The 19,030-nt window shown below is 32.5% G+C and carries 19 protein-coding genes, 2 tRNA genes and 1 pseudogene; 8 read left to right on the top strand and 14 right to left on the bottom strand.

Annotated features, from left to right (window positions below):
* Window positions 1–74 precede the first annotated feature (74 nt).
* On the bottom strand, window positions 75–1,016 hold the full coding sequence (gene rsgA / locus AC3VI6_RS03220) for a ribosome small subunit-dependent GTPase A (RefSeq protein ID WP_497705145.1): 942 nt from the start codon (window positions 1,014–1,016) through the stop codon (window positions 75–77).
* Between the two features lie 66 nt (window positions 1,017–1,082).
* Between rsgA and AC3VI6_RS03215 the strand changes: the two genes are divergently transcribed.
* Window positions 1,083–1,559, top strand: a complete 477-nt coding sequence (locus AC3VI6_RS03215; RefSeq protein WP_497705144.1) for a hypothetical protein — start codon at window positions 1,083–1,085, stop codon at window positions 1,557–1,559.
* 26 nt (window positions 1,560–1,585) lie between these two features.
* Here the strand turns inward: AC3VI6_RS03215 and AC3VI6_RS03210 are convergent.
* The 8 genes and pseudogenes from AC3VI6_RS03210 to trxA all read right to left on the bottom strand — a co-directional run bounded on the left by AC3VI6_RS03210 (window position 1,586) and on the right by trxA (window position 7,326).
* Window positions 1,586–2,669 (bottom strand): annotated as a pseudogene (locus AC3VI6_RS03210) (chorismate mutase).
* 10 nt (window positions 2,670–2,679) lie between these two features.
* On the bottom strand, window positions 2,680–3,546 hold the full coding sequence (locus AC3VI6_RS03205) for a prephenate dehydrogenase (RefSeq protein WP_497705143.1): 867 nt from the start codon (window positions 3,544–3,546) through the stop codon (window positions 2,680–2,682).
* Window positions 3,546–4,688, bottom strand: coding sequence for a pyridoxal phosphate-dependent aminotransferase (locus AC3VI6_RS03200; protein WP_497705142.1), 1,143 nt, complete (start codon window positions 4,686–4,688; stop codon window positions 3,546–3,548). The genes AC3VI6_RS03205 and AC3VI6_RS03200 overlap by 1 nt, the downstream gene beginning before the upstream one ends.
* The gene (locus AC3VI6_RS03195) at window positions 4,685–5,509 is read right to left on the bottom strand and encodes a prephenate dehydratase (protein WP_497705141.1); all 825 of its coding nucleotides are present in this window, start codon (window positions 5,507–5,509) and stop codon (window positions 4,685–4,687) included. The genes AC3VI6_RS03200 and AC3VI6_RS03195 overlap by 4 nt, the downstream gene beginning before the upstream one ends.
* Window positions 5,510–5,774: 265 nt before the next feature.
* Window positions 5,775–5,848: transfer RNA gene (locus AC3VI6_RS03190), tRNA-Asp, on the bottom strand.
* 42 nt (window positions 5,849–5,890) lie between these two features.
* Window positions 5,891–5,964: transfer RNA gene (locus tag AC3VI6_RS03185), tRNA-Asp, on the bottom strand.
* A gap of 54 nt (window positions 5,965–6,018) precedes the next feature.
* Entirely contained in the window at window positions 6,019–6,939 is a 921-nt protein-coding gene (locus tag AC3VI6_RS03180; RefSeq protein ID WP_497705140.1) for a DUF58 domain-containing protein, read from the bottom strand.
* Between the two features lie 69 nt (window positions 6,940–7,008).
* Window positions 7,009–7,326, bottom strand: a complete 318-nt coding sequence (gene trxA, locus AC3VI6_RS03175; RefSeq protein ID WP_125068953.1) for a thioredoxin — start codon at window positions 7,324–7,326, stop codon at window positions 7,009–7,011.
* Between the two features lie 321 nt (window positions 7,327–7,647).
* Here trxA and metK point away from each other — a divergent pair, with 321 nt between their 5' ends.
* Both metK and AC3VI6_RS03165 read left to right on the top strand, forming a co-directional pair.
* Complete coding sequence (metK, locus tag AC3VI6_RS03170) at window positions 7,648–8,901, top strand: methionine adenosyltransferase (RefSeq protein WP_497705139.1); 1,254 nt, start codon at window positions 7,648–7,650, stop codon at window positions 8,899–8,901.
* Between the two features lie 263 nt (window positions 8,902–9,164).
* Window positions 9,165–9,935, top strand: a complete 771-nt coding sequence (locus AC3VI6_RS03165) for a hypothetical protein (RefSeq protein WP_497705138.1) — start codon at window positions 9,165–9,167, stop codon at window positions 9,933–9,935.
* Window positions 9,936–9,993: 58 nt separating this feature from the next.
* On the opposite strand, the gene sppA is transcribed toward AC3VI6_RS03165, so the two are convergent.
* Window positions 9,994–11,751, bottom strand: coding sequence for a signal peptide peptidase SppA (gene sppA, locus AC3VI6_RS03160; RefSeq protein WP_497705137.1), 1,758 nt, complete (start codon window positions 11,749–11,751; stop codon window positions 9,994–9,996).
* A 63-nt stretch (window positions 11,752–11,814) separates the two neighbouring features.
* Window positions 11,815–12,246, bottom strand: coding sequence for a DUF6146 family protein (locus tag AC3VI6_RS03155; RefSeq protein ID WP_497705136.1), 432 nt, complete (start codon window positions 12,244–12,246; stop codon window positions 11,815–11,817).
* A gap of 101 nt (window positions 12,247–12,347) precedes the next feature.
* On the opposite strand from AC3VI6_RS03155, the gene AC3VI6_RS03150 reads away from it, so the two are divergent.
* Window positions 12,348–12,908 (top strand): DNA-3-methyladenine glycosylase I, encoded by a 561-nt coding sequence (locus AC3VI6_RS03150; RefSeq protein WP_274634041.1) that lies wholly within the window; start codon window positions 12,348–12,350, stop codon window positions 12,906–12,908.
* Between the two features lie 48 nt (window positions 12,909–12,956).
* Window positions 12,957–14,990 carry a dipeptidyl-peptidase 3 family protein gene (locus tag AC3VI6_RS03145; RefSeq protein ID WP_497705135.1) on the top strand — a complete coding sequence of 678 codons (2,034 nt, stop codon included), beginning with the start codon at window positions 12,957–12,959 and terminating at the stop codon, window positions 14,988–14,990.
* Between the two features lie 81 nt (window positions 14,991–15,071).
* Here the strand turns inward: AC3VI6_RS03145 and AC3VI6_RS03140 are convergent, their stop codons facing one another.
* Window positions 15,072–15,284 (bottom strand): hypothetical protein, encoded by a 213-nt coding sequence (locus AC3VI6_RS03140; RefSeq protein WP_231517319.1) that lies wholly within the window; start codon window positions 15,282–15,284, stop codon window positions 15,072–15,074.
* Window positions 15,285–15,412: 128 nt separating this feature from the next.
* Here AC3VI6_RS03140 and AC3VI6_RS03135 point away from each other — a divergent pair, with 128 nt between their 5' ends.
* Complete coding sequence (locus tag AC3VI6_RS03135; protein ID WP_435255504.1) at window positions 15,413–15,799, top strand: pyrophosphohydrolase domain-containing protein; 387 nt, start codon at window positions 15,413–15,415, stop codon at window positions 15,797–15,799.
* Window positions 15,800–15,844: 45 nt separating this feature from the next.
* Here AC3VI6_RS03135 and AC3VI6_RS03130 read toward each other — a convergent pair whose 3' ends face one another.
* Complete coding sequence (locus AC3VI6_RS03130; protein WP_497705134.1) at window positions 15,845–16,861, bottom strand: TlpA family protein disulfide reductase; 1,017 nt, start codon at window positions 16,859–16,861, stop codon at window positions 15,845–15,847.
* 66 nt (window positions 16,862–16,927) lie between these two features.
* Window positions 16,928–17,977, bottom strand: coding sequence for a branched-chain amino acid aminotransferase (locus tag AC3VI6_RS03125; protein ID WP_497705133.1), 1,050 nt, complete (start codon window positions 17,975–17,977; stop codon window positions 16,928–16,930).
* A 119-nt stretch (window positions 17,978–18,096) separates the two neighbouring features.
* Between AC3VI6_RS03125 and AC3VI6_RS03120 the strand changes: the two genes are divergently transcribed.
* Both AC3VI6_RS03120 and AC3VI6_RS03115 read left to right on the top strand, forming a co-directional pair.
* Window positions 18,097–18,609, top strand: coding sequence for a DUF4920 domain-containing protein (locus tag AC3VI6_RS03120; protein ID WP_497705132.1), 513 nt, complete (start codon window positions 18,097–18,099; stop codon window positions 18,607–18,609).
* Window positions 18,609–19,028: a hypothetical protein gene (locus tag AC3VI6_RS03115; protein ID WP_497705131.1), complete on the top strand. Its 420-nt coding sequence runs from the start codon at window positions 18,609–18,611 to the stop codon at window positions 19,026–19,028. Before AC3VI6_RS03120 ends, AC3VI6_RS03115 begins: the two co-directional genes overlap by 1 nt.
* Window positions 19,029–19,030: the final 2 nt, after the last annotated feature.

The following is a 19,030-nucleotide window of genomic DNA, read 5'->3' as shown; positions in this document are numbered from 1 at the left end:
GATTGTTGGGTTTTTAGTTTGAAAGTTGAAAACTAGCCTCTAGTAGCCAAAAGCTAATAGCCAATAGCTAATCACTATTCCCAAATATCAGTTCGATAATTTTCGTCTTCACCTTCCAAAATTTGTAAATAGCTTTTATAGCGAGACCAAGCAATTTCTTCATTTTCTAAGGCTTCTTTAACAGCACACTGCGGTTCATTTACGTGAATACAATTGTTGAATTTACAGTCTTGTTTTAAAGCAAAAAATTCAGGGAAATAATCACCTAATTCATCTTTGTCCATATCAACGACTCCGAAACCTTTAATTCCAGGAGTGTCAATAATACGAGCATCAAAACTTAAATCAAACATTTCAGCAAACGTAGTGGTATGTTGCCCTTGTTTGTGTTGTTCAGAAATTTCTTTGGTTTTTAAATCTAAAGAAGGTTCAATGGCATTGACTAAAGTCGTTTTTCCAACTCCCGAATGACCAGCAAACATGCTTACTTTGCTTGTCATCATCTCTTTGATTTTATCTATATTGATGTTTTTGGTCGCTGAAACTTCTACACATTCGTAACCGATAGCTTCATAAATATCTTTTAGATACATAATTTCGGCACGCTGCTCAATTTCATACGAATCAATTTTATTAAAAACTAAAATAGTTTTGATTGAATAGGCTTCAGCAGTAACTAAAAAACGATCGATAAATGTGGTAAATGTAGGAGGGTTGTCAATGGTAATTAACAGAAATACCTGGTCGATATTAGAAGCAATTACATGAGTTTGTTTTGATAAGTTAACCGATTTACGAACAATAAAATTTTTACGCTCGTGAATGTTGGTAATTAAACCTGTTTCTTCATCATTATTGGTTTCTAAAGAAAAATCAACAATATCACCTACAGATATAGGGTTCGTACTTTTGATTCCTTTAATACGGAATTTTCCTTTAATACGACACTTGTATAGCTCGCCTTTAGACTTTACCCAATACCAACTTCCTGTAGATTTATAAACCGTTCCTGTCATAAAACAAAGATGCGGATTATTCATAAAAAAAATAATATATTCGTGCCTTAATTTTAAAAATTTATTATGAAAAAACTATTATTATCTATTTGTTTTATTGGATTATCTTATGTTTCGGCCATTGCACAAACATATGAATATAAGGTTATAACAAGTGTTGAGTCTATAGTACCAAATGGTTTGGGAAGATCTAGGTTAATTTCTTCAGATGAAGAGAGAAATTTTGAAGATTATACCTCTGGAAGGTCAGAAGAAAATGATGAAAGAAACAAGTCGAAAAGATCGGAAATTAGAGTTAAAAATTTCGAAGAAACAAAACTGTTAAACTTCTTTAATATTGGAGGAATTCGTTTTCAGAATATTGTAGCAAATGATGCAGTGATTACCTCTAAGCTTAATGATATGGCAAAAAATGGTTGGGAATTGGCTTTTTCTAATAGTGGAGTAGAGAGTTATGGAGGAAAAGGAGATAGTAACGGAATTTTTATAACACGTTATATTTTTAAAAGAGAGGTTAAGACTTTAGAGTCTGTTGAAAAATAAAAAAAAGCGCCATTAGGCGCTTTTTTTTATGAGTTAATGATTTTTTCTTGATGATTGATACTTTCTTGGTGTATCGCTTTAAACATTTTAAGAACAAACTCTTCGCTTAGTCCTTTATCTTGTCCTTCTAATATCATTTTACCTAAGATTTCGTTCCATCGTCTAGTTTGTAAAATAGCAACGTTTTTATCTTTCTTTAACTCACCAATAGCATCAGCTATTTTCATACGTTTCCCTAACATTTCAATCAATTGATGATCCACTACATCAATTTGAGTACGTAAAGTATTTAGTGCATTTCGGTAATCAGCCTCGGTATCAGTAGCTTTTCTAACTTTTAAGTCTACCATCATTTGAATTAGAGATTTAGGTGTAATTTGTTGCGCAGCATCACTCCAAGCATTATCAGGGTCGTAATGTGTTTCAACCATTAAACCATCAAAGTTTAAATCTAAGGCAGTTTGACAAACATCGAAAATAATATCACGACGACCAGCGATGTGTGACGGATCACAAATCAATGGTAAATCAGGAAAACGGTTTTGTAGTTCGATAGGAATTTGCCATTCAGGGTTGTTTCTATATCGGGTTTTCTCATAAGTAGAAAAACCTCTATGAATTACTCCTAATTTTTTGATGTTTTTTGAGTACAAACGTTCTATAGCACCTAACCATAATGGTAAATCTGGGTTTACAGGGTTTTTTACCAAAACTATTTTATCGGTTTCTTCTAAAGCATCTGCAATTTCTTGAATGATAAAAGGACTTACAGTGGTACGAGCACCAATCCATAAAATATCTACATCATGCTCTAAAGCTAATTGTACATGATCTTTGTTGGCAACTTCGGTAGCAATTAACATTCCTGTTTCTTGTTTTGCTTTTTGCAACCATTTTAATCCTAGAGCGCCTACACCTTCAAAATTCCCAGGTCTTGTACGAGGTTTCCAAATTCCAGCTCTTAATACCGTAGCATCTGTATCTTTTAATTCGTGAGCTATTTTTAATACTTGTTCTTCAGTTTCAGCACTACAAGGTTCCTGCAATTACTAGTGGATGCCCTAATCCGAAGGCATCTAACCAAGTTCTTAATTCTTTTGTGTTTTCCATTTTGATATTTTTATTGTTGAGGTGCTACCTCTAAAATTCCGTTTAATATTTGTTTTATATGATTGGTGTTTTCCATTTCTGTATAGATTTCTGGAAAATCATTTTTTTCTAACAATGTTTTGAATTGTTGTAAGTTACTAATGTATTCGTTTAAAGACTCTACAACATTTTCTTTATTTTGTTTAAAAATAGGAGTCCACATGGCAGGTGAACTTTTTGCTAAACGCACAGTGGAAGCAAATCCACTACCAGCCATATCGAAAATATCACGTTCGTTTTTCTCTTTTTCAATGACCGTTTTACCTAACATGAAAGAGCTGATATGTGATAAATGTGATACGTAGGCAATATGCTTGTCGTGTGATTTTGGATCCATGTATCGAATACGCATTCCTAATTTTGAAAATATATCTAATGCTTTTTCCTGTAATTTGAAAGCTGTTTTTTCTACCTCACAAATAATATTAGTTTTATTTCTAAATAAATTTGTCAATGCTGCATTTGGTCCTGAAAACTCAGTTCCCGCAATAGGATGTGTTGCTAAAAAATTTCTTCTTTTTGGATGATTTTTAACAGCATCGCAAATCAGTTCTTTAGTCGAACCTACATCAAAAACCAAACAAGTATCAGAGATGCTATCTAATGTTTTCAAAAGTACCTCTTGAGAAACATCTACAGGAATGGCAATAATGACTATGTCTGCGTTCGACAATTCTGAAAATGTTGCTTTTTGATGGATAATCCCTCTTTCTAAAGCAAGGTCTCTATGCTCTTCGCTGGAGTCAATTCCGTAGATAGTAGCATTTTTAAATGCTTGCTGAATATCTAGGGCAAAACTTCCGCCGATTAATCCTAGTCCTATGATAAATACGTTCATTATATTCTGTTGATTGCTTCGTTAATTTTTTCTTCTGATACACATAGTGAGAAACGAATATAACCTTCACCTTGGTTGCCGAAAATGGTTCCGGGAGCAGCAAAAATGTGTTTGTTATATAGCAAATCGTCAATCATTTCTTCAGATGTTTTTCCTTCTGGAAGTTTACACCAAACAAACATTCCTGAGGTGTTTTTATCATAAGTACATCCTAACTTATCTGCTAATTTAAAAACTAACTCTTGTCGCTTTTTATAAGTGTTATTTAGTTTAGTAAACCAATTTTTATCTAACTCTAAAGCTTTAGTAGCTCCTTTTTGAATTCCATAAAACATGCCAGAATCCATTTGAGTTTTAACTTTTAAAACTTCGGTTAAGAATTCAGGTTTTCCTAACAACATTCCAACACGCCACCCAGCCATGTTAAAAGATTTACTTACCGAGTTTAACTCTAGTGCAATATCTTTTGCGCCTTCAATTTGTAAAATACTTTGAGGATGTTCATTCAATATAAAGCTATACGGATTGTCATTTACAATCACAATATTGTGCTTTTTTCCAAAGCCAATCAACTTTTGAAAAGTTTCTTTGGTTGCATCTGCACCCGTTGGCATATGCGGATAGTTTACCCACATCAATTTTATTTTTGAGGTATCGAGTTTTTCCAAATCTTCAAAATCAGGTTGCCAGTTACTCGCTTCTTCCAAATTGTAAAAAATAGGTTCTCCTCCCAACAAATTGGTTACAGAGCTGTAAGTTGGGTATCCTGGATTAGGAATTAATACCTGATCTCCTTCATTTAAAAAAGCCAATGAAATATGCATAATTCCCTCTTTACTTCCCATTAAAGGGAGTACTTCGTTAGCAGGATTTATGGTAACTTTATAGTTGTTTTGGTAAAAATTAGAAACAGCTTGTCTAAACTCTGGTAATCCTTGATAACTCTGATAACTATGTGCTCCAGTATCTTGTAAACTATCTTGAATAGCTTTTAATACTGAGGTTGGAGGTTGTAAATCAGGGCTTCCAATTCCGATGTTTATAATTGGTTTTCCTTCTGAAATTAATTGACGTACTTCTTGTAATTTTTTAGAGAAGTAGTACTCTTGTACGGTTTGTAAGCGATTGGCAAACTGTATCATAATCTTCCGTTTTTGTATTCACCTAATATTTTAAACTCTTCTGCCATAATTTGTATGATGGCTTTTGCTTTTTCGTAATCTTCATATTTTTCAAAAGTTACATCCACAAAAAAAGCATATTTCCAAGGGGTTTCAATCTTGGGTAACGATTGTATTTTGGTAAGGTTTAATTTGCAATCACTCATTACATTGAGTACTGCAGCTAAACTCCCTCTTTTATGGTCTAATTCAAATCTTAATGAAGCTTTGTTAATTTCACTCTTGCCATTTTCAGGGTGATTTGTTTGTAAAATCACAAAGCGAGTCGCATTATTTTTAATGGTTTGAATCTCGTCTTCAATGATAGAAAGTCCAAAAATATCAGCAGCCATTTTTGGTGCGATAGCTGCAACACCCTTTAATTGTTGATCAGAAATTCTTTTCGCAACAGCAGAGGTGTCAACATCTTCAACTAGTTTTATATGTTTATGTTGTTTGAAAAACTCTTTGCATTGTAGCAAGGCCATTGGGTGTGAGCAAACCTCAGTAATATCTTTAATTTGTTGATTTGGTAACGCCATTAAATGATGATGAATAGGTAAATAATATTCACCAGAAATATGCAAATTGTATTTGTCAATTAGGGCATAGTTGGGTATGATTGAGCCTGCTATGGTGTTTTCTAATGCCATAATTGCTTGTTTACTTTGGAAATTCAATAAGCTATCTACCAATGCATCAAAAGACAAACACTCAACTAGTTCGATGTTTTCTCCGTAGTAGTTGTTTGCAACAATATGATGGTTGCTTCCTTGTATTCCTTGAATGGCTATTTTTTTCATTTTAGGTCAAAAAAAAAGCCTCGATAAATTCGAGACTTTGATTAGCTATATTATTTTCTTGTTAGTTTAACAATATGGTACAAAGTCTCAGCTCTTACTAAAAAAGTAAAAGTAAAAATAGAAACCTTGCCATACGTTTTGTAACATCATTGTATTTGTGTTCTTTGTACGAGGCAAATCTTAGAAATAAATTTCAGTAAACCAAACTTTTTTTAAAAAAATGTATAAAAAGAAAAAAGCTCCTCAAAAATTGAGAAGCTTTTCGCGGTCTGGACGGGACTCGAACCCGCGACCCCATGCGTGACAGGCATGTATTCTAACCAGCTGAACTACCAGACCGTTGCTTGAAGCATTATGTTGTATGTTTTAGAGAAACTTTAGCGGTCTGGACGGGACTCGAACCCGCGACCCCATGCGTGACAGGCATGTATTCTAACCAGCTGAACTACCAGACCGTTGCTCTAAGCGGATGCAAATATATAACCTTTTTTTAAATAAAAAAGAGTTATTTATAAAAAATTCTGTCTACTGATAAGATAAGCGATAAGTACTTTATCATAACCTTCATTAATATCTACAGGTATGTAATCAATTTTATATTGTAAGCATTTGTTTTTTAGGTTTTTGAAAAATTCAGTGCTTAATTCTTGATATTTTTGCTGTACATTTTCGGCGTATAAATTTATTTCTTCTCCAGTTTCAACATCTACAAATTTTTTTGGTGAATTGTCAAAATCAAACAAAAATTCTGTTTTTTTATCATATGTATGAAACAATACTACTTCATGTTTATTAAATCTTAGATGTCTTAAAGCATTAAAAAGCTCTTCTTCATTCTTTGAAGTTTGAAACATATCGGTAAATAAGAAAATTAAAGACCTTCTATGAATCTTCTCTGCTATTTCATGTAAGTATTGATAGGTTTTTGTTTTTGAAGTAGAATTAGATGATAATAAATGCTCTAATTGATGTAATAACATTTTACGATGACGCTCACTACCTTTTTCTGGAGCATAGTATTCATAAGTGTCAGAGTAAATACTTAACCCAACAGCATCACGTTGTCGTTTTAAAATATCCATTAAAGAAGCTGCAGCTACCGCTGAGAAACCAATCTTATTTAAACTATCTATTGATTGATTCTTACTTATAGGATAATGCATAGAAGAAGAATTGTCGATAATTAAATGACATCTAAGATTCGTTTCTTCTTCATATTTTTTGGTGTACAGCTTTTCGGTTTTAGCAAATAGCTTCCAATCTATATGGCGAGTACTTTCGCCTTTATTATAGAGTTTGTGTTCAGAAAATTCAACCGAAAACCCATGAAACGGACTTTTGTGCATTCCTGTAATAAAACCTTCTACTACTTGTTTGGCAAGTAGCTCAAGGTTGTTAATTTTTGAAGCAGTACTGTTTAAATCAATCATACAGTACCGAAAATAACAAAAGGTTTAGCAATAGCCAAACCTTTTTTATGAGATGAATTGAAATACTTTTTATAAAGCAGCATCAATTTTATCTGTATAAGCTTTTTTAGGAGCAGCACCAACTTGCTTGTCTACAACTTCTCCGTTTTTGAAAATTAATACAGTTGGGATGTTTCTTACACCATACTTAGCAGCAAATTCTTGGTTTGCGTCTACGTCTACTTTACCAACAACAGCTTTTCCTTCATACTCGCTACTGATTTCATCAACGATAGGAGACACCATTCTACATGGTCCGCACCAAGCTGCCCAAAAGTCTACTAATACTGGTTTGTCAGATTTTAATACTACTTCTTCGAAAGAAGCATCTGTAATTTCTAATGCCATTTTATATATGTTTTATCTAAGTTATTATCTTACTTTGTACACCACAAAAGTAAGCAAATATTTTTCCAATGCCATTTTATAAAAATTACTTTTTATTATCATAGTATCAATACTTTCTATTTTTTTATAGCTTAGTTTGTTTTTATGTGTGTAAAATAATCTATAACTTTGCACCAATATTTATTTGAGGAAAAATTTGACTGATTGCAACCTCAATGAACAATAGTTCAGAATAAAAATGCTAAAGCAGTAATTTTCTACTCCTTTTAGCGACCTAGCAATTCAAGTTTTTTCTTTTAATTAATTTAAAAAGAAGTTTTTATGTCATATTTTTTTACTTCGGAAAGTGTTTCTGAAGGACATCCAGATAAAGTAGCAGATCAAATTTCTGACGCTTTAATAGATAATTTTTTAGCATTTGACCCAGAATCTAAGGTTGCTTGTGAAACTTTAGTAACTACAGGTCAGGTTGTATTGGCTGGAGAGGTAAAGTCATCAACCTATTTAGATGTTCAAAAAATAGCTCGTGAAGTAATCAATAAAATTGGTTATACTAAAGGAGAATACATGTTTGATGGAAATTCTTGTGGAGTTTTATCAGCAATTCATGAACAATCAGACGATATTAACCGTGGAGTAGATAGAGCCTCAAAGGAAGAGCAAGGTGCAGGAGACCAAGGTATGATGTTTGGGTATGCAACTAACGAAACAGAGCATTATATGCCGTTAGCGTTAGATTTATCGCACATGATCTTAAAGGAATTAGCTGCTATTCGTAGAGAAAACAAAGAAATTACTTATTTACGTCCAGATGCTAAGAGTCAGGTAACTATTGAGTATTCTGATGATAATGTACCACAACGTATTGAAGCAATTGTTGTTTCTACACAGCACGATGATTTTGCTGATGACGAAACGATGTTAGCAAAAATTAGAAAAGATATTGTTGAGATTTTAATTCCTAGAGTTAAAGCACAATTAACTCCTGAAATTCAAGCGTTGTTTAATGATGATATTAAGTATCATATAAACCCAACAGGAAAGTTTGTAATTGGTGGACCTCATGGAGATACAGGGTTAACAGGTCGTAAGATTATTGTTGATACGTATGGAGGAAAAGGAGCACATGGTGGTGGAGCATTTTCAGGAAAAGATCCAAGTAAGGTAGATCGTTCTGCAGCCTATGCAACACGTCATATCGCAAAGAATTTAGTAGCTGCTGGAGTTGCTGATGAGGTATTAGTACAAGTATCATACGCAATTGGAGTGGTAGAACCGATGGGTATTTTTGTAGATACTTACGGAACTTCAAAAGTCGATTTAAAGGATGGAGAGATCGCTCAAAAAGTTTCTGAAATTTTTGATATGCGTCCACACGCAATTGAAGATCGTTTAAAATTACGTAATCCAATATATAGCGAAACTGCTGCTTACGGACATATGGGACGTACAAATGAAGTAGTTTCTAAAACGTTTACACAACCTAATGGAGAAAGTATAACGCTAGATGTAGAGTTATTTACTTGGGAGAAATTAGATTATGTATCTAAGGTAAAAGAAAGTTTCGGTTTGTAAAAAACTGCAAAATATACTAGTTAAAAATACCTGCAATTTTTGTTGCAGGTATTTTTTTTACTCCTATTTTTGTGTGGAATTAAGAAATAATATAAACCGAACTTTTTTAAAGTTTTAAATTTGCTAAAAAGTTGCTGTCTTTCTTTCGCTTTTTATAGTTTAGCTATGTGTGTAGCTGAGAAAATTGCTGTAACAGAATTTAAAAATCCAATTTTTTACACAAACATAAAAGTTTAATAGGGTTCATTAAAAAGTACACAAAAATGAAAAACTTAAAGTATGTTTTTGCTATCGGATTAGGAATGACATTATTAACGGCTTGTAGCAGTTCTACATCTGATGATTTTGAAGAAATCAATGAAGGGGCTAAAAAGAAAAGACTAAAAACAATTACTGCGACTAATCAGGAGAATGAAACAATGACTGCTCAATTTATGTATAATTCTGAAAACAAATTGGTAAGCTTATCAGGAACAGATAATGAAGGAGGTGCAACTTTAATAAACTACAAAAACGATGGTAATACTATTACAGTAAGTGAAGGAGGTAGTACTTCAGAAAGCTTTTCTATTGAGAAATTATACGAGTCTCCTTACGAAGCTTATGAAACAGGAGAAGTATTAGAGTACGATTCAAATAAAAATCCAAGTAAGGTTTTATTTAGACAAGAAGTTTACGATTGGGAAACAGATACTTATAGTATTGAAAATTATATTGCAGAAATGTTTTATGACGAAAATCCAAACATGTATTTTTCAACTTTAGAAGCAGCAGGAATTATTGATATTTTAGATGGAGTTGATATAAACTTTGGTGTAAACCCACAAGCGGCAGAAATAGTTAAGGCAAGGGCTTTATTTCCTGTAAACAACTTAACAAAAGTAATTTACAAAGATGCTGATGACAATATAAAAGGGACATTAACTATTGATTATACTTATGATGAAGATGGTTATCCAGTAAAAGGTTCAGGTTTAGTAGTTGGAGAAGATGAGTCAGTTAAAGCTGAAGTAAACTATAGTTATGATGAGTAGGTTTACACTATGATTTTATAAAAAAAAAACCTCGACATTGTCGAGGTTTTTTTTATGATTATTTTATTTGAAATATAAAAGGGATTCTGGCTTGAATTCCTTCTAGGTTTTTCATTTTATGAATGTTGTTGTATAGCTGATAGTTTTCATCACCCATTGTTTCTTTTAAGATTTCTTCTTTAGAAGCTTTCATAAAAGGATTCATTTGTAAAGCATCCTTTAAATCAGTTTTGTAGTGAGGATAGTTACGAACTTTATAAATTTCAACTTCAGCTAATTCAGCAGCAGCTTTTATAGCATCTTCTAATCCTCCTAATTGATCGACTAAACCTTTTTCAATAGCTTCTTTACCTGTCCAAACTCTACCTTGTGCAATTTCGTTTACTTGCTCAAAAGTCATGTTACGTCCTGTAGAAACACGATTAACAAAAGTAGTGTAGATTTGTTCAACTCCTTCTTTTGTTACATCGTAGAACTTCTGATTCATTGGCTCAAAAACACTGTAAGAAGCACTATTGTTAGTAGATACTTGTTCTGCATTGATACCAATATTATCAGCAAACTGACTAAAATTAGGAATCGCACCAAAAACACCAATTGATCCTGTAATGGTTGTTGGTTCAGCGATAATTTTATCAGCATTACAAGCAATATAATAACCACCAGAAGCAGCTAGGTTACCCATAGAAACGACTAGAGGTTTTTCTTTCTTAGTTAATTCTAACTCACGCCAAATTAATTCAGAAGCTAAAGCACTACCACCAGGAGAATTTACGCGAAGAACAATAGCTTTTACATTATCATCTTCTCTAGCTTTTTTAATCGCTTTATTAATAATTCCTTGTCCGATATAGCTTTCATTTCCTTCTCCATACACGATATCACCTTGTGCATAAATCACAGCAATTTTATCTTTAGCAGTAGAAGAAATTCTTCCTTTTCCTGAGTTGATGTAATCTTCGATAGAAATAGTATTCACTTTTTCATCAGAACTTCCTGCTAGTTTTTCTTGGTATTCATCTTCATAGATAGAAGCATCAATAAGTTTGTTTTTTAAAGCTATTTCAGCATTTCTTCCGTTAGAGTTGTCAGCAATAGTATTTAATTCTTCAATTGAAATGTTTCTGCTGTTGCTAATATCTTCAGTAATTTCTGACCAAATTGATTTTAAGAAAGAGGTAGTTTGCTCGCGATTTGCATCACTCATTTTATTTTCTAAAAATGGCTCAACTGCACTTTTATATTTTCCGTGACGAACTACTTCCATTTTAATACCGTATTTATCTTCGAAATCTTTGAAGTATAAAATTTCAGTTGATAAACCTCTAAAATCGATAGCCCCAACCGGGTTTAAGAATAAACTATCGGCAACAGAACTTAAGTAATAATTTTTTTGAGTATAAATGTCGTTGTACGCATATATGAATTTACCATTCTCTTTAAACTCTTCTAATTTATTTCTAATGGCTTGCGTTTGTGCAATACCAGCATTCACAAAGGTTGTTTTTATACTAATTCCTTTAATTTTATTATCTGTCTTAGCATTTTCAATAGCATTAATGATTGTGTTTAAGCTACTTTTCTTCTTTTTATTACTGTATTTAGCTAATATTTTTTCAAAAGGATCGTTTGAATCAGGAGAATAATCCTTAATAGGGTTAGATAAGTCTAACTCTAAAACTGAATTTTCTTTAACAAGAATCTCTTCTTCAGAACCTCCAACAATAGTAGCGATAGCAAAAAAGAAAACGAACAGTAAAAAAAGGGCAATAAAAAAGCCAAGAACTGAGGCTAATAGATTTCTTAAAAATTTCATGTTATTGGGTTGATTTTTTGAGCAAATATACAGTTTTTACAAAGATGCTTTTTTGAGTAAAAATCACCTATTAAATCGAGTTGATCCAGCTCCTAAACTCATCTTGTATTTACGTTGAGCAAACTCAAAATAATTGAATAATTTGTAGTTTACTTCGTAACCATAATCAATATGCGGACTGTAATCAATCACATTTTCATAAATATTAGGATTGAATTGTAGTGGATTTTGTGCTCGGTAATTCCATGTAATAACATACAAACGATTTTTATTTTCTAAGTACGTTTGCGAATAATAACCTTCTGGTTTGGCTATGCTATTTAAATAAGTAGTAAAACCAGGATCTATGATAATAATTTCGTATTCTAAACTGTCATTGGCAATAACAACAGGTTCTTCATTAGTATTTGAAGTGTTCTTTAGGGGAGAAGAACCACAAGCCCACAGCATAATTCCTATGATACTGAGAGCTAAAATATGTTGTAGTGTTTTCATGATCAATATGAGTTTATTAACTATAAAATTGCAAAAATTATTCCGAAATTCATTGATTTTTAACTTGTTTAACAGTAATTTTCAGCATTAAATAAAAGATTATGAAGCAAAGATGTTTTTGGGTAGGAAATGACCCTTTGTATATAGAATACCACGATACAGAATGGGGAGTTCCTGTTTATGATGATGATAAATTGTTTGAGTTTTTAATTTTAGAAACCTTTCAGGCAGGATTGAGTTGGATAACTATTTTAAAAAAAAGAGAAAATTTTAGAAAAGCGTTAGACGATTTTAATTATCAGAAAATTGCAAAATATGGTGAAGAAAAGTATGAAGAGCTGTTACAAAATGAAGGAATTATTAGAAATAAGTTAAAGATAAAAGCTACAATTACCAACGCTCAATTATTTATGAAAGTGCAAGAAGAGTTTGGAACATTTTCTAAATATATTTGGAGTTTTGTTGATGGAGAGCCCATAAAAAATTCATTTGAAAAAAGAGAAGAAGTGCCTGCAACAACAGCACTTTCTGATGCAATTTCAAAAGATTTAAAAAAACGTGGATTTAAATTTGTAGGATCCACAGTAATTTATGCTCATATGCAGGCTACGGGGATGGTAAACGACCATACAACAGACTGTTTTCGATACCATGAAGTTTAAATTTCGTAATTTTATCCTTCCAAAAAAATAAACTAAATATTATTATAAATGAAACTAAAACAAATGCTTTGTGCAGTTGTTGCAGCTGGAGTGTTAACTTCATGCGGAACAGAAGCCAAAAAAGAGCCTAAAGTAGCTGAAAAAAAAGCAAAAGAGTTTGAATATGTTGTAGAGCAATTTGCTGACATAAAAGTATTACGTTATCAAATTCCTGGTTTTGATGAGTTAACACTAAAAGAAAAAAAGTTAGTGTATTATTTAACGCAAGCTGGTTTGTCTGGTCGTGATATTATGTGGGATCAAAACTACCGTCACAATCTTGAAATTAGAGCAGCTTTAGAAAATATCAACAATAACTTTAAAGGTGATAAAGAGAGTGAAGAGTTTAAAGCATTTACAACGTATTTAAAACGTGTATGGTTTTCAAACGGAATTCACCACCACTATTCTAACGATAAGTTAAAACCTGAATTTTCTAAAGAATATTTTGAATCGTTATTAAAAGAAACTAACACTGAGTTATCTGCAGAAGCTTTTGAGGTTATTTTTAACGATAAAGATGCTAAAAAAGTAAACAAAAAAGCAGGAGTTGATCACGTACTGGCATCTGCAGTAAATTTCTACGGACCAGATATCACAAGTAAAGATGTAGAAGATTTTTACGCTAAAGCGGATAAAGGGTCAAAAGATAAACCAATTGAAGCAGGATTAAACTCGAAATTAGTTCGTGAAGACGGAAAATTAGTAGAGAAAGTTTGGAAGTCTGGTGGAATGTACGGTCAAGCTATCGATAAAATTATTGAGTGGTTAGAAAAGGCTAAAGAAGTAGCAGAAAACGAAAAACAAGCAAAAACCTTAGAGTTGTTAATCGAATACTATAAAACAGGAGATTTACATACTTGGGATGAGTATGCTATTGCTTGGGTTGAATCTACCGAAGGAAATATTGATTGGATTAATGGTTTTATTGAAGTGTATAACGATCCTAAAGGGTACAGAGGTTCGTACGAAAACATCGTACAAATCAAAGACTTTGATATGTCTAAAAAGATGAAAGTATTATCAGACAATGCACAATGGTTTGAAGATAATGCTCCGTTAGATCCAGCACATAAAAAAGAAAACGTAGTTGGGGTTTCGTATAAAACTGTAAACGTTGCTGGTGAGGCAGGAGATGCATCTCCAAGTACTCCAATTGGAGTGAACTTACCAAACAATAACTGGATTCGTCAACAACATGGTTCTAAATCAGTATCGTTAGGGAATATTATTGGTTCGTATAACAATGCTGGAGGAACAGGACGTTTAAAAGAGTTTGCTAATGATCAAGAAGAAATCGATTTAGAAATTAAGTATGGTAAATTAGCTGATAAATTACACACAGCATTACACGAGGTAATCGGACATGCTTCAGGTGTAATTAACGACGGAGTTGGTCAACCAAAAGAGACGTTAAAGAATTATGCTTCTACAATGGAAGAAGGTAGAGCGGATTTAGTAGGATTGTACTATTTAATGGATCCTAAATTACAAGAGTTAGGATTGGTTGATGACTGGCAAAAAGTTGGTAAAGCTGCCTACGATGGGTACATCAGAAACGGATTAATGACACAGTTAATTAGAATTAACTTAGGAGATGATATTGAAGAAGATCACATGGTAAATCGCCAATGGGTATCAGCTTGGTCTTTTGAGCAAGGAGCGAAAGATAATGTAATTGAAAAAGTTATTAGAGACGGTAAGACATATTATAACATCAATGATTATGATAAGCTTCGCGAAATTTTCGGACGTTTATTAAAAGAAACGCAAAGAATTAAATCCGAAGGAGATTTTGAAGCGGCAAAAGCATTAGTTGAAGGCTATGGAGTAAAAGTAGATCAAGAAATTCATAAAGAAGTTTTAGATCGTAACGCACAATTTACATCAGCTCCTTATAACGGATTTGTAAATCCAGTATTAGAGCCAGTAACAGATGCTGAAGGTAATATTACTGATATTAAAATTACGCAACCAGAAACGTTTGAAGAGCAAATGAATTTCTACGCTAAAAACTATAATTTTTTACCAATAAAAAATTAAGAAGTTAAAAGGCTAAATAATAAAAACCGATTCTGAAAAGAATCGGTTTTTTATTTTATAATGGAGCCTTAAAAGGTTGTGTTATTTTGTTAATAGTTTAGATAAAAACAATAGCGCAATAACTACTGCTATTCCTATAGCCACGTACAAAGCTCCGTTCTGGTAGTGCTTTTTGTTGTTTTTAGCATCTTTTTTGTAGCTGAAATACATCAAAACGATAAAAGCTATTACAAATAAACTTGCAAAAATGATTCTGCCTGTAGTAAACATTTTAGCAGCAATAAGTATAAACATAAAATTGTATTTTTAGCAAAGTTAAAGAATGATTTTAGAATGGAAAAAACTAAAACAGCAATTATTTTTGCTGCTAGTTTAAGTGTCAGAAAAAGCAACATAAACTAATATAAAACAGATTAATTACAATGAAGAAAAGAATAGCAGCAGTACACGAATTTCATACCGCTTTCGGATTAGGAATTAACAACGAACCAACGGCAAATATTAGCGAGGAACGAAACCTACTTCGTTACAATTTAATGAAAGAAGAAAATGAAGAATACCTAGAAGCAGCGCAGAATAACGATTTGGTTGAGGTTGCAGATGCCTTAGGGGACATGCTGTATATTTTATGCGGAACTATTATTGAACACGGAATGCAACACAAAATTGAAGAAGTGTTTAATGAGATTCAACGAAGTAATATGAGTAAGTTAGGAGAAGATGGAAAGCCAATTTATCGTGAAGATGGCAAGGTGCTTAAAGGACCAAATTACTTCAAACCAAATATTAAAGAAATTTTAGATAAATAAAAAAGCTCCTCTTTTGAGGAGCTTTTTTTAATTTTGTTCCCTATGTTATTTACCCATAATTCTTTCTAATTCTGATGTTAAGGTTTTAACATTATTAACCATTTTAATAATAATACCGTTAGAGTCAACAATTAAATGTGTAGGGTATTGTTTAACTTTTAGTTTTTTAGCCATGTAATCCTTTTGCTCAGGAATAGTAGGGTATTTAAACTCTTTAGTTTCTAAAAACTCAATTAATTCGTCTTTTTTATCAAAAGCTAAACTAACAAATTCAATCTTTTCATTTTTGTATTTGTCTACTAACTCATTTAATTCAGGGAATTCTTCTACACATACTTTACAGGTAATAAACCAACATTTAATGACTAATAACTTTCCTTTTGTGTCAGCTTTGTTATGTGCTTTTCCCGTTAAATCAACAAAATTATAATCTGGAAGTTTTTTTCCTTCCATTTTAAAATATTGATAGGCTATAGCAGCTTTACTAACAATAGATTTCTTTATTTTTTCGTCAGAAGTATCGTTGATGTTCGTAAGTTGATACTGTGTTTTTCCTTCATTTTCGTGTTTAACAGGAATGAAAGCACCAGTACGTAATAATGTTAGGAACATCCCTTTTTCAACAGCAGCTCCTTTTTCATCTAAAGGAGTATAGGTAGACATTAAATCAATATTGTCTTTTGTATAGGCTTCCCAATTATCAAAACTCTTTTGAATGTTGTTAGAGTCGTAAGAAGTTGAAGTATTTGTTTCAACTTCTACAGCTTCTCCTTCTCTCTCTTCATCATCTTCTTCTTTGTTTTCATGAGTATCCTCTTCAGGGATAGTTTCTTCAATAGAAGGGGTTTCCTCATTAATATCCGCGCTAATTTCTTGTTGCGTATCTTCAGTGTCAGTTGTTTCTTCCTCTTCAGGAAGTTGTGTTTCTTCTTGGGTGTCTACGGTTTCGTTTATAGCGAAAACAGGTTTACCCGATAGAGAGTTCGAGTAACTTTGTAAACCAAAAAAAGAAATAGCAAAACCAATTCCTATAGATAATAATGCTGGTACTATATTTCTCATTTTATTTAGATTTTTATATTCAAAATTGAATATTATCCACTAATATAACTTTTTTTAATGAAAAAACTAAATTTTCACTCTCCAGTTATGCTTGTCTTCCAGTTTGTTATATTGAATTCCTAGTAGTTTCTCTTTGAAAAAAGCAGCGTATGAATCTTCCATGTCAGGTAATTCAAAAGTTTCATCTTGATGTTTAAATCCTTTAATAGGGTTGATTACCGCAGCAGTACCAGAACCAAAAATTTCTTTCAATTCTCCTTTTCTTGCAGCTTCTTTTACCTCAGTAACTGATACTCTTCGTACTTCTACTTCAATATTATTGTCTTGAGCAAGTTGAATGATTGATTTACGGGTAACCCCATCTAAAATACGATCACTTGTTGGTGCGGTAACAAGTTTATCACCAATTCTAAAGAAAACGTTCATAGTGCCTGCTTCTTCAAGATACTCGTGTGTATTAGCATCTGTCCAAACAATTTGCTGATATCCTTCTTTATGGGCTAAACTAGTTGGATAAAACTGTGCGGCGTAGTTACCTGCTGCTTTTGCAAATCCGACACCACCATCGGCAGAGCGACTATATTTTTCAGCAAAAAGAACGCGAACTTCTCCAGCATAGTACGATTGTGCAGGTGAACAGATGATGATGAATTTGTATTCTTCAGCAGGAGAAGCAGAAATAGCTCCTTCAGAAGCAATGATAAAAGGACGGATGTATAACGAGTTTCCAAATCCTTTTTTAATCCAAGCATCGTCAATCTCTAATAACTTTTTTAGTCCTTCCATAAAAACATTTTCAGGAACAGGAGGCATTGCTAAACGTTCTCCAGACTTGTTAATTCTGTGAAAGTTTTCATCTGGACGAAATAAGAAAACGTCGTCATTATCATCTTTGTAAGCTTTCATTCCTTCAAAAACAGCTTGTCCGTAATGAAAAACTCTCGCCGAAGGTTCAAAAGTCATGGGTCCGTAAGGCATAATTTGAGGCGTTTTCCACTCACCATCTTTAAAATCACAAACTAACATATGGTCAGAAAAAATACGACCAAACGCCAAATTGTTAAAATCTACTGTATCTATTTTTGATTCTTGTATAAGCTCAATATCAATATTCATTGTGTTGTTGTTTTTAGAAGTGCCACGAAGATACAAAATCTAGCGGTATGTTTTAGGCGGGTATTGCTTGAAGAAATTATAAGTATATTTGTTGATATGTTAATTTTAAAATTTTGAAAATGAAAAGACTATTGGTTTTGGCTGCGGTTTTAAGCATTGCGCTTAGCTCTTGTAAGGTTGAAAAGAAAGAAGAAAAATCTACTACAAATGATACTGAAGTACAAAAAATAGAATATGCATCTTTTGGAGAAAAGATTACAGATGCTGAAGCAATTTCTGCAGCTGAAATGCGAGCAAAATTCAAAAACTTAAAGGCAGGAGATACTTTAAATGTAAAATTTACTTCAACAATAAATGAAGTATGTAAGAAAAAAGGTTGTTGGATGAAGTTGGATTTAGGAGAAGAGCAAGAATCTATGGTACGTTTTAAAGACTACGGATTTTTTATGCCGTTAAATGCAGATGCAAAAGAAGTAGTGGTAAATGGAAAAGCGTATGTAACTGAAATTTCAGTAGATGAATTACAACACTATGCAAAAGATGCAGGAAAATCAGAAGAAGAAATCGCTCAAATTACTGAACCAAAATACACCTATGCTTTTGAAGCAGATGGCGTGTTAATAAAAAAGTAATGAAGAACGTTTTTGGTTTATTATGTATAGTTTTACTTTTTTTTTCTTGCAAAAAGGAAGTAAAGCAACCCAAAGAGGAATTAATTATGTATCAATCTTCAGAAATGGCAGCGTTAATGAATACCATGTATGAAGGTAATATGACAATTAAGAATAAAATTTTGGAAGGAGAGGCTATTGGTAACTTTCCTGATGTCTACCTTAATATTCACGATGCAGTTTTAACTGATCCTACTGATAGAAATGCCAGTTTTGAGGCTTTTTCAAAATTGTATATACAAAGTATGCAACAGGTATATAGTGGTTCGCAAGATTCGTTAAAGCAAAACTTTAATCAAGCAATAAACACTTGTATTGCCTGTCATGAAACTACCTGTAGAGGACCGATACCTAGAATTAAAAAATTATTAATTAAATAATT

The sequence above is a fragment of the Tenacibaculum sp. TB-56 genome (assembly GCF_059716275.2).
The sequence above is the reverse complement of the archived record's forward strand: the minus strand, read 5'-3'. Positions and strand labels throughout refer to the sequence as shown.

Excerpts from the sequence above, each read along its gene's own strand:
- AC3VI6_RS03125 (WP_497705133.1), bottom strand. The coding sequence starts at position 17,977 with ATGAATATTGATATTGAGCTTATACAAGAATCAAAAATAGATACAGTA.
- AC3VI6_RS03215 (WP_497705144.1), top strand. The coding sequence starts at position 1,083 with ATGAAAAAACTATTATTATCTATTTGTTTTATTGGATTATCTTATGTT.
- AC3VI6_RS03145 (WP_497705135.1), top strand. The coding sequence starts at position 12,957 with ATGAAACTAAAACAAATGCTTTGTGCAGTTGTTGCAGCTGGAGTGTTA.
- AC3VI6_RS03150 (WP_274634041.1), top strand. The coding sequence starts at position 12,348 with ATGAAGCAAAGATGTTTTTGGGTAGGAAATGACCCTTTGTATATAGAA.
- AC3VI6_RS03115 (WP_497705131.1), top strand. The coding sequence starts at position 18,609 with ATGAAGAACGTTTTTGGTTTATTATGTATAGTTTTACTTTTTTTTTCT.
- AC3VI6_RS03120 (WP_497705132.1), top strand. The coding sequence starts at position 18,097 with ATGAAAAGACTATTGGTTTTGGCTGCGGTTTTAAGCATTGCGCTTAGC.
- AC3VI6_RS03165 (WP_497705138.1), top strand. The coding sequence starts at position 9,165 with ATGAAAAACTTAAAGTATGTTTTTGCTATCGGATTAGGAATGACATTA.
- AC3VI6_RS03130 (WP_497705134.1), bottom strand. The coding sequence starts at position 16,861 with ATGAGAAATATAGTACCAGCATTATTATCTATAGGAATTGGTTTTGCT.
- trxA (WP_125068953.1), bottom strand. The coding sequence starts at position 7,326 with ATGGCATTAGAAATTACAGATGCTTCTTTCGAAGAAGTAGTATTAAAA.
- metK (WP_497705139.1), top strand. The coding sequence starts at position 7,648 with ATGTCATATTTTTTTACTTCGGAAAGTGTTTCTGAAGGACATCCAGAT.
- AC3VI6_RS03180 (WP_497705140.1), bottom strand. The coding sequence starts at position 6,939 with ATGATTGATTTAAACAGTACTGCTTCAAAAATTAACAACCTTGAGCTA.
- AC3VI6_RS03135 (WP_435255504.1), top strand. The coding sequence starts at position 15,413 with ATGAAGAAAAGAATAGCAGCAGTACACGAATTTCATACCGCTTTCGGA.
- AC3VI6_RS03140 (WP_231517319.1), bottom strand. The coding sequence starts at position 15,284 with ATGTTTATACTTATTGCTGCTAAAATGTTTACTACAGGCAGAATCATT.
- AC3VI6_RS03195 (WP_497705141.1), bottom strand. The coding sequence starts at position 5,509 with ATGAAAAAAATAGCCATTCAAGGAATACAAGGAAGCAACCATCATATT.
- AC3VI6_RS03155 (WP_497705136.1), bottom strand. The coding sequence starts at position 12,246 with ATGAAAACACTACAACATATTTTAGCTCTCAGTATCATAGGAATTATG.
- rsgA (WP_497705145.1), bottom strand. The coding sequence starts at position 1,016 with ATGACAGGAACGGTTTATAAATCTACAGGAAGTTGGTATTGGGTAAAG.
- AC3VI6_RS03205 (WP_497705143.1), bottom strand. The coding sequence starts at position 3,546 with ATGAACGTATTTATCATAGGACTAGGATTAATCGGCGGAAGTTTTGCC.
- AC3VI6_RS03200 (WP_497705142.1), bottom strand. The coding sequence starts at position 4,688 with ATGATACAGTTTGCCAATCGCTTACAAACCGTACAAGAGTACTACTTC.
- sppA (WP_497705137.1), bottom strand. The coding sequence starts at position 11,751 with ATGAAATTTTTAAGAAATCTATTAGCCTCAGTTCTTGGCTTTTTTATT.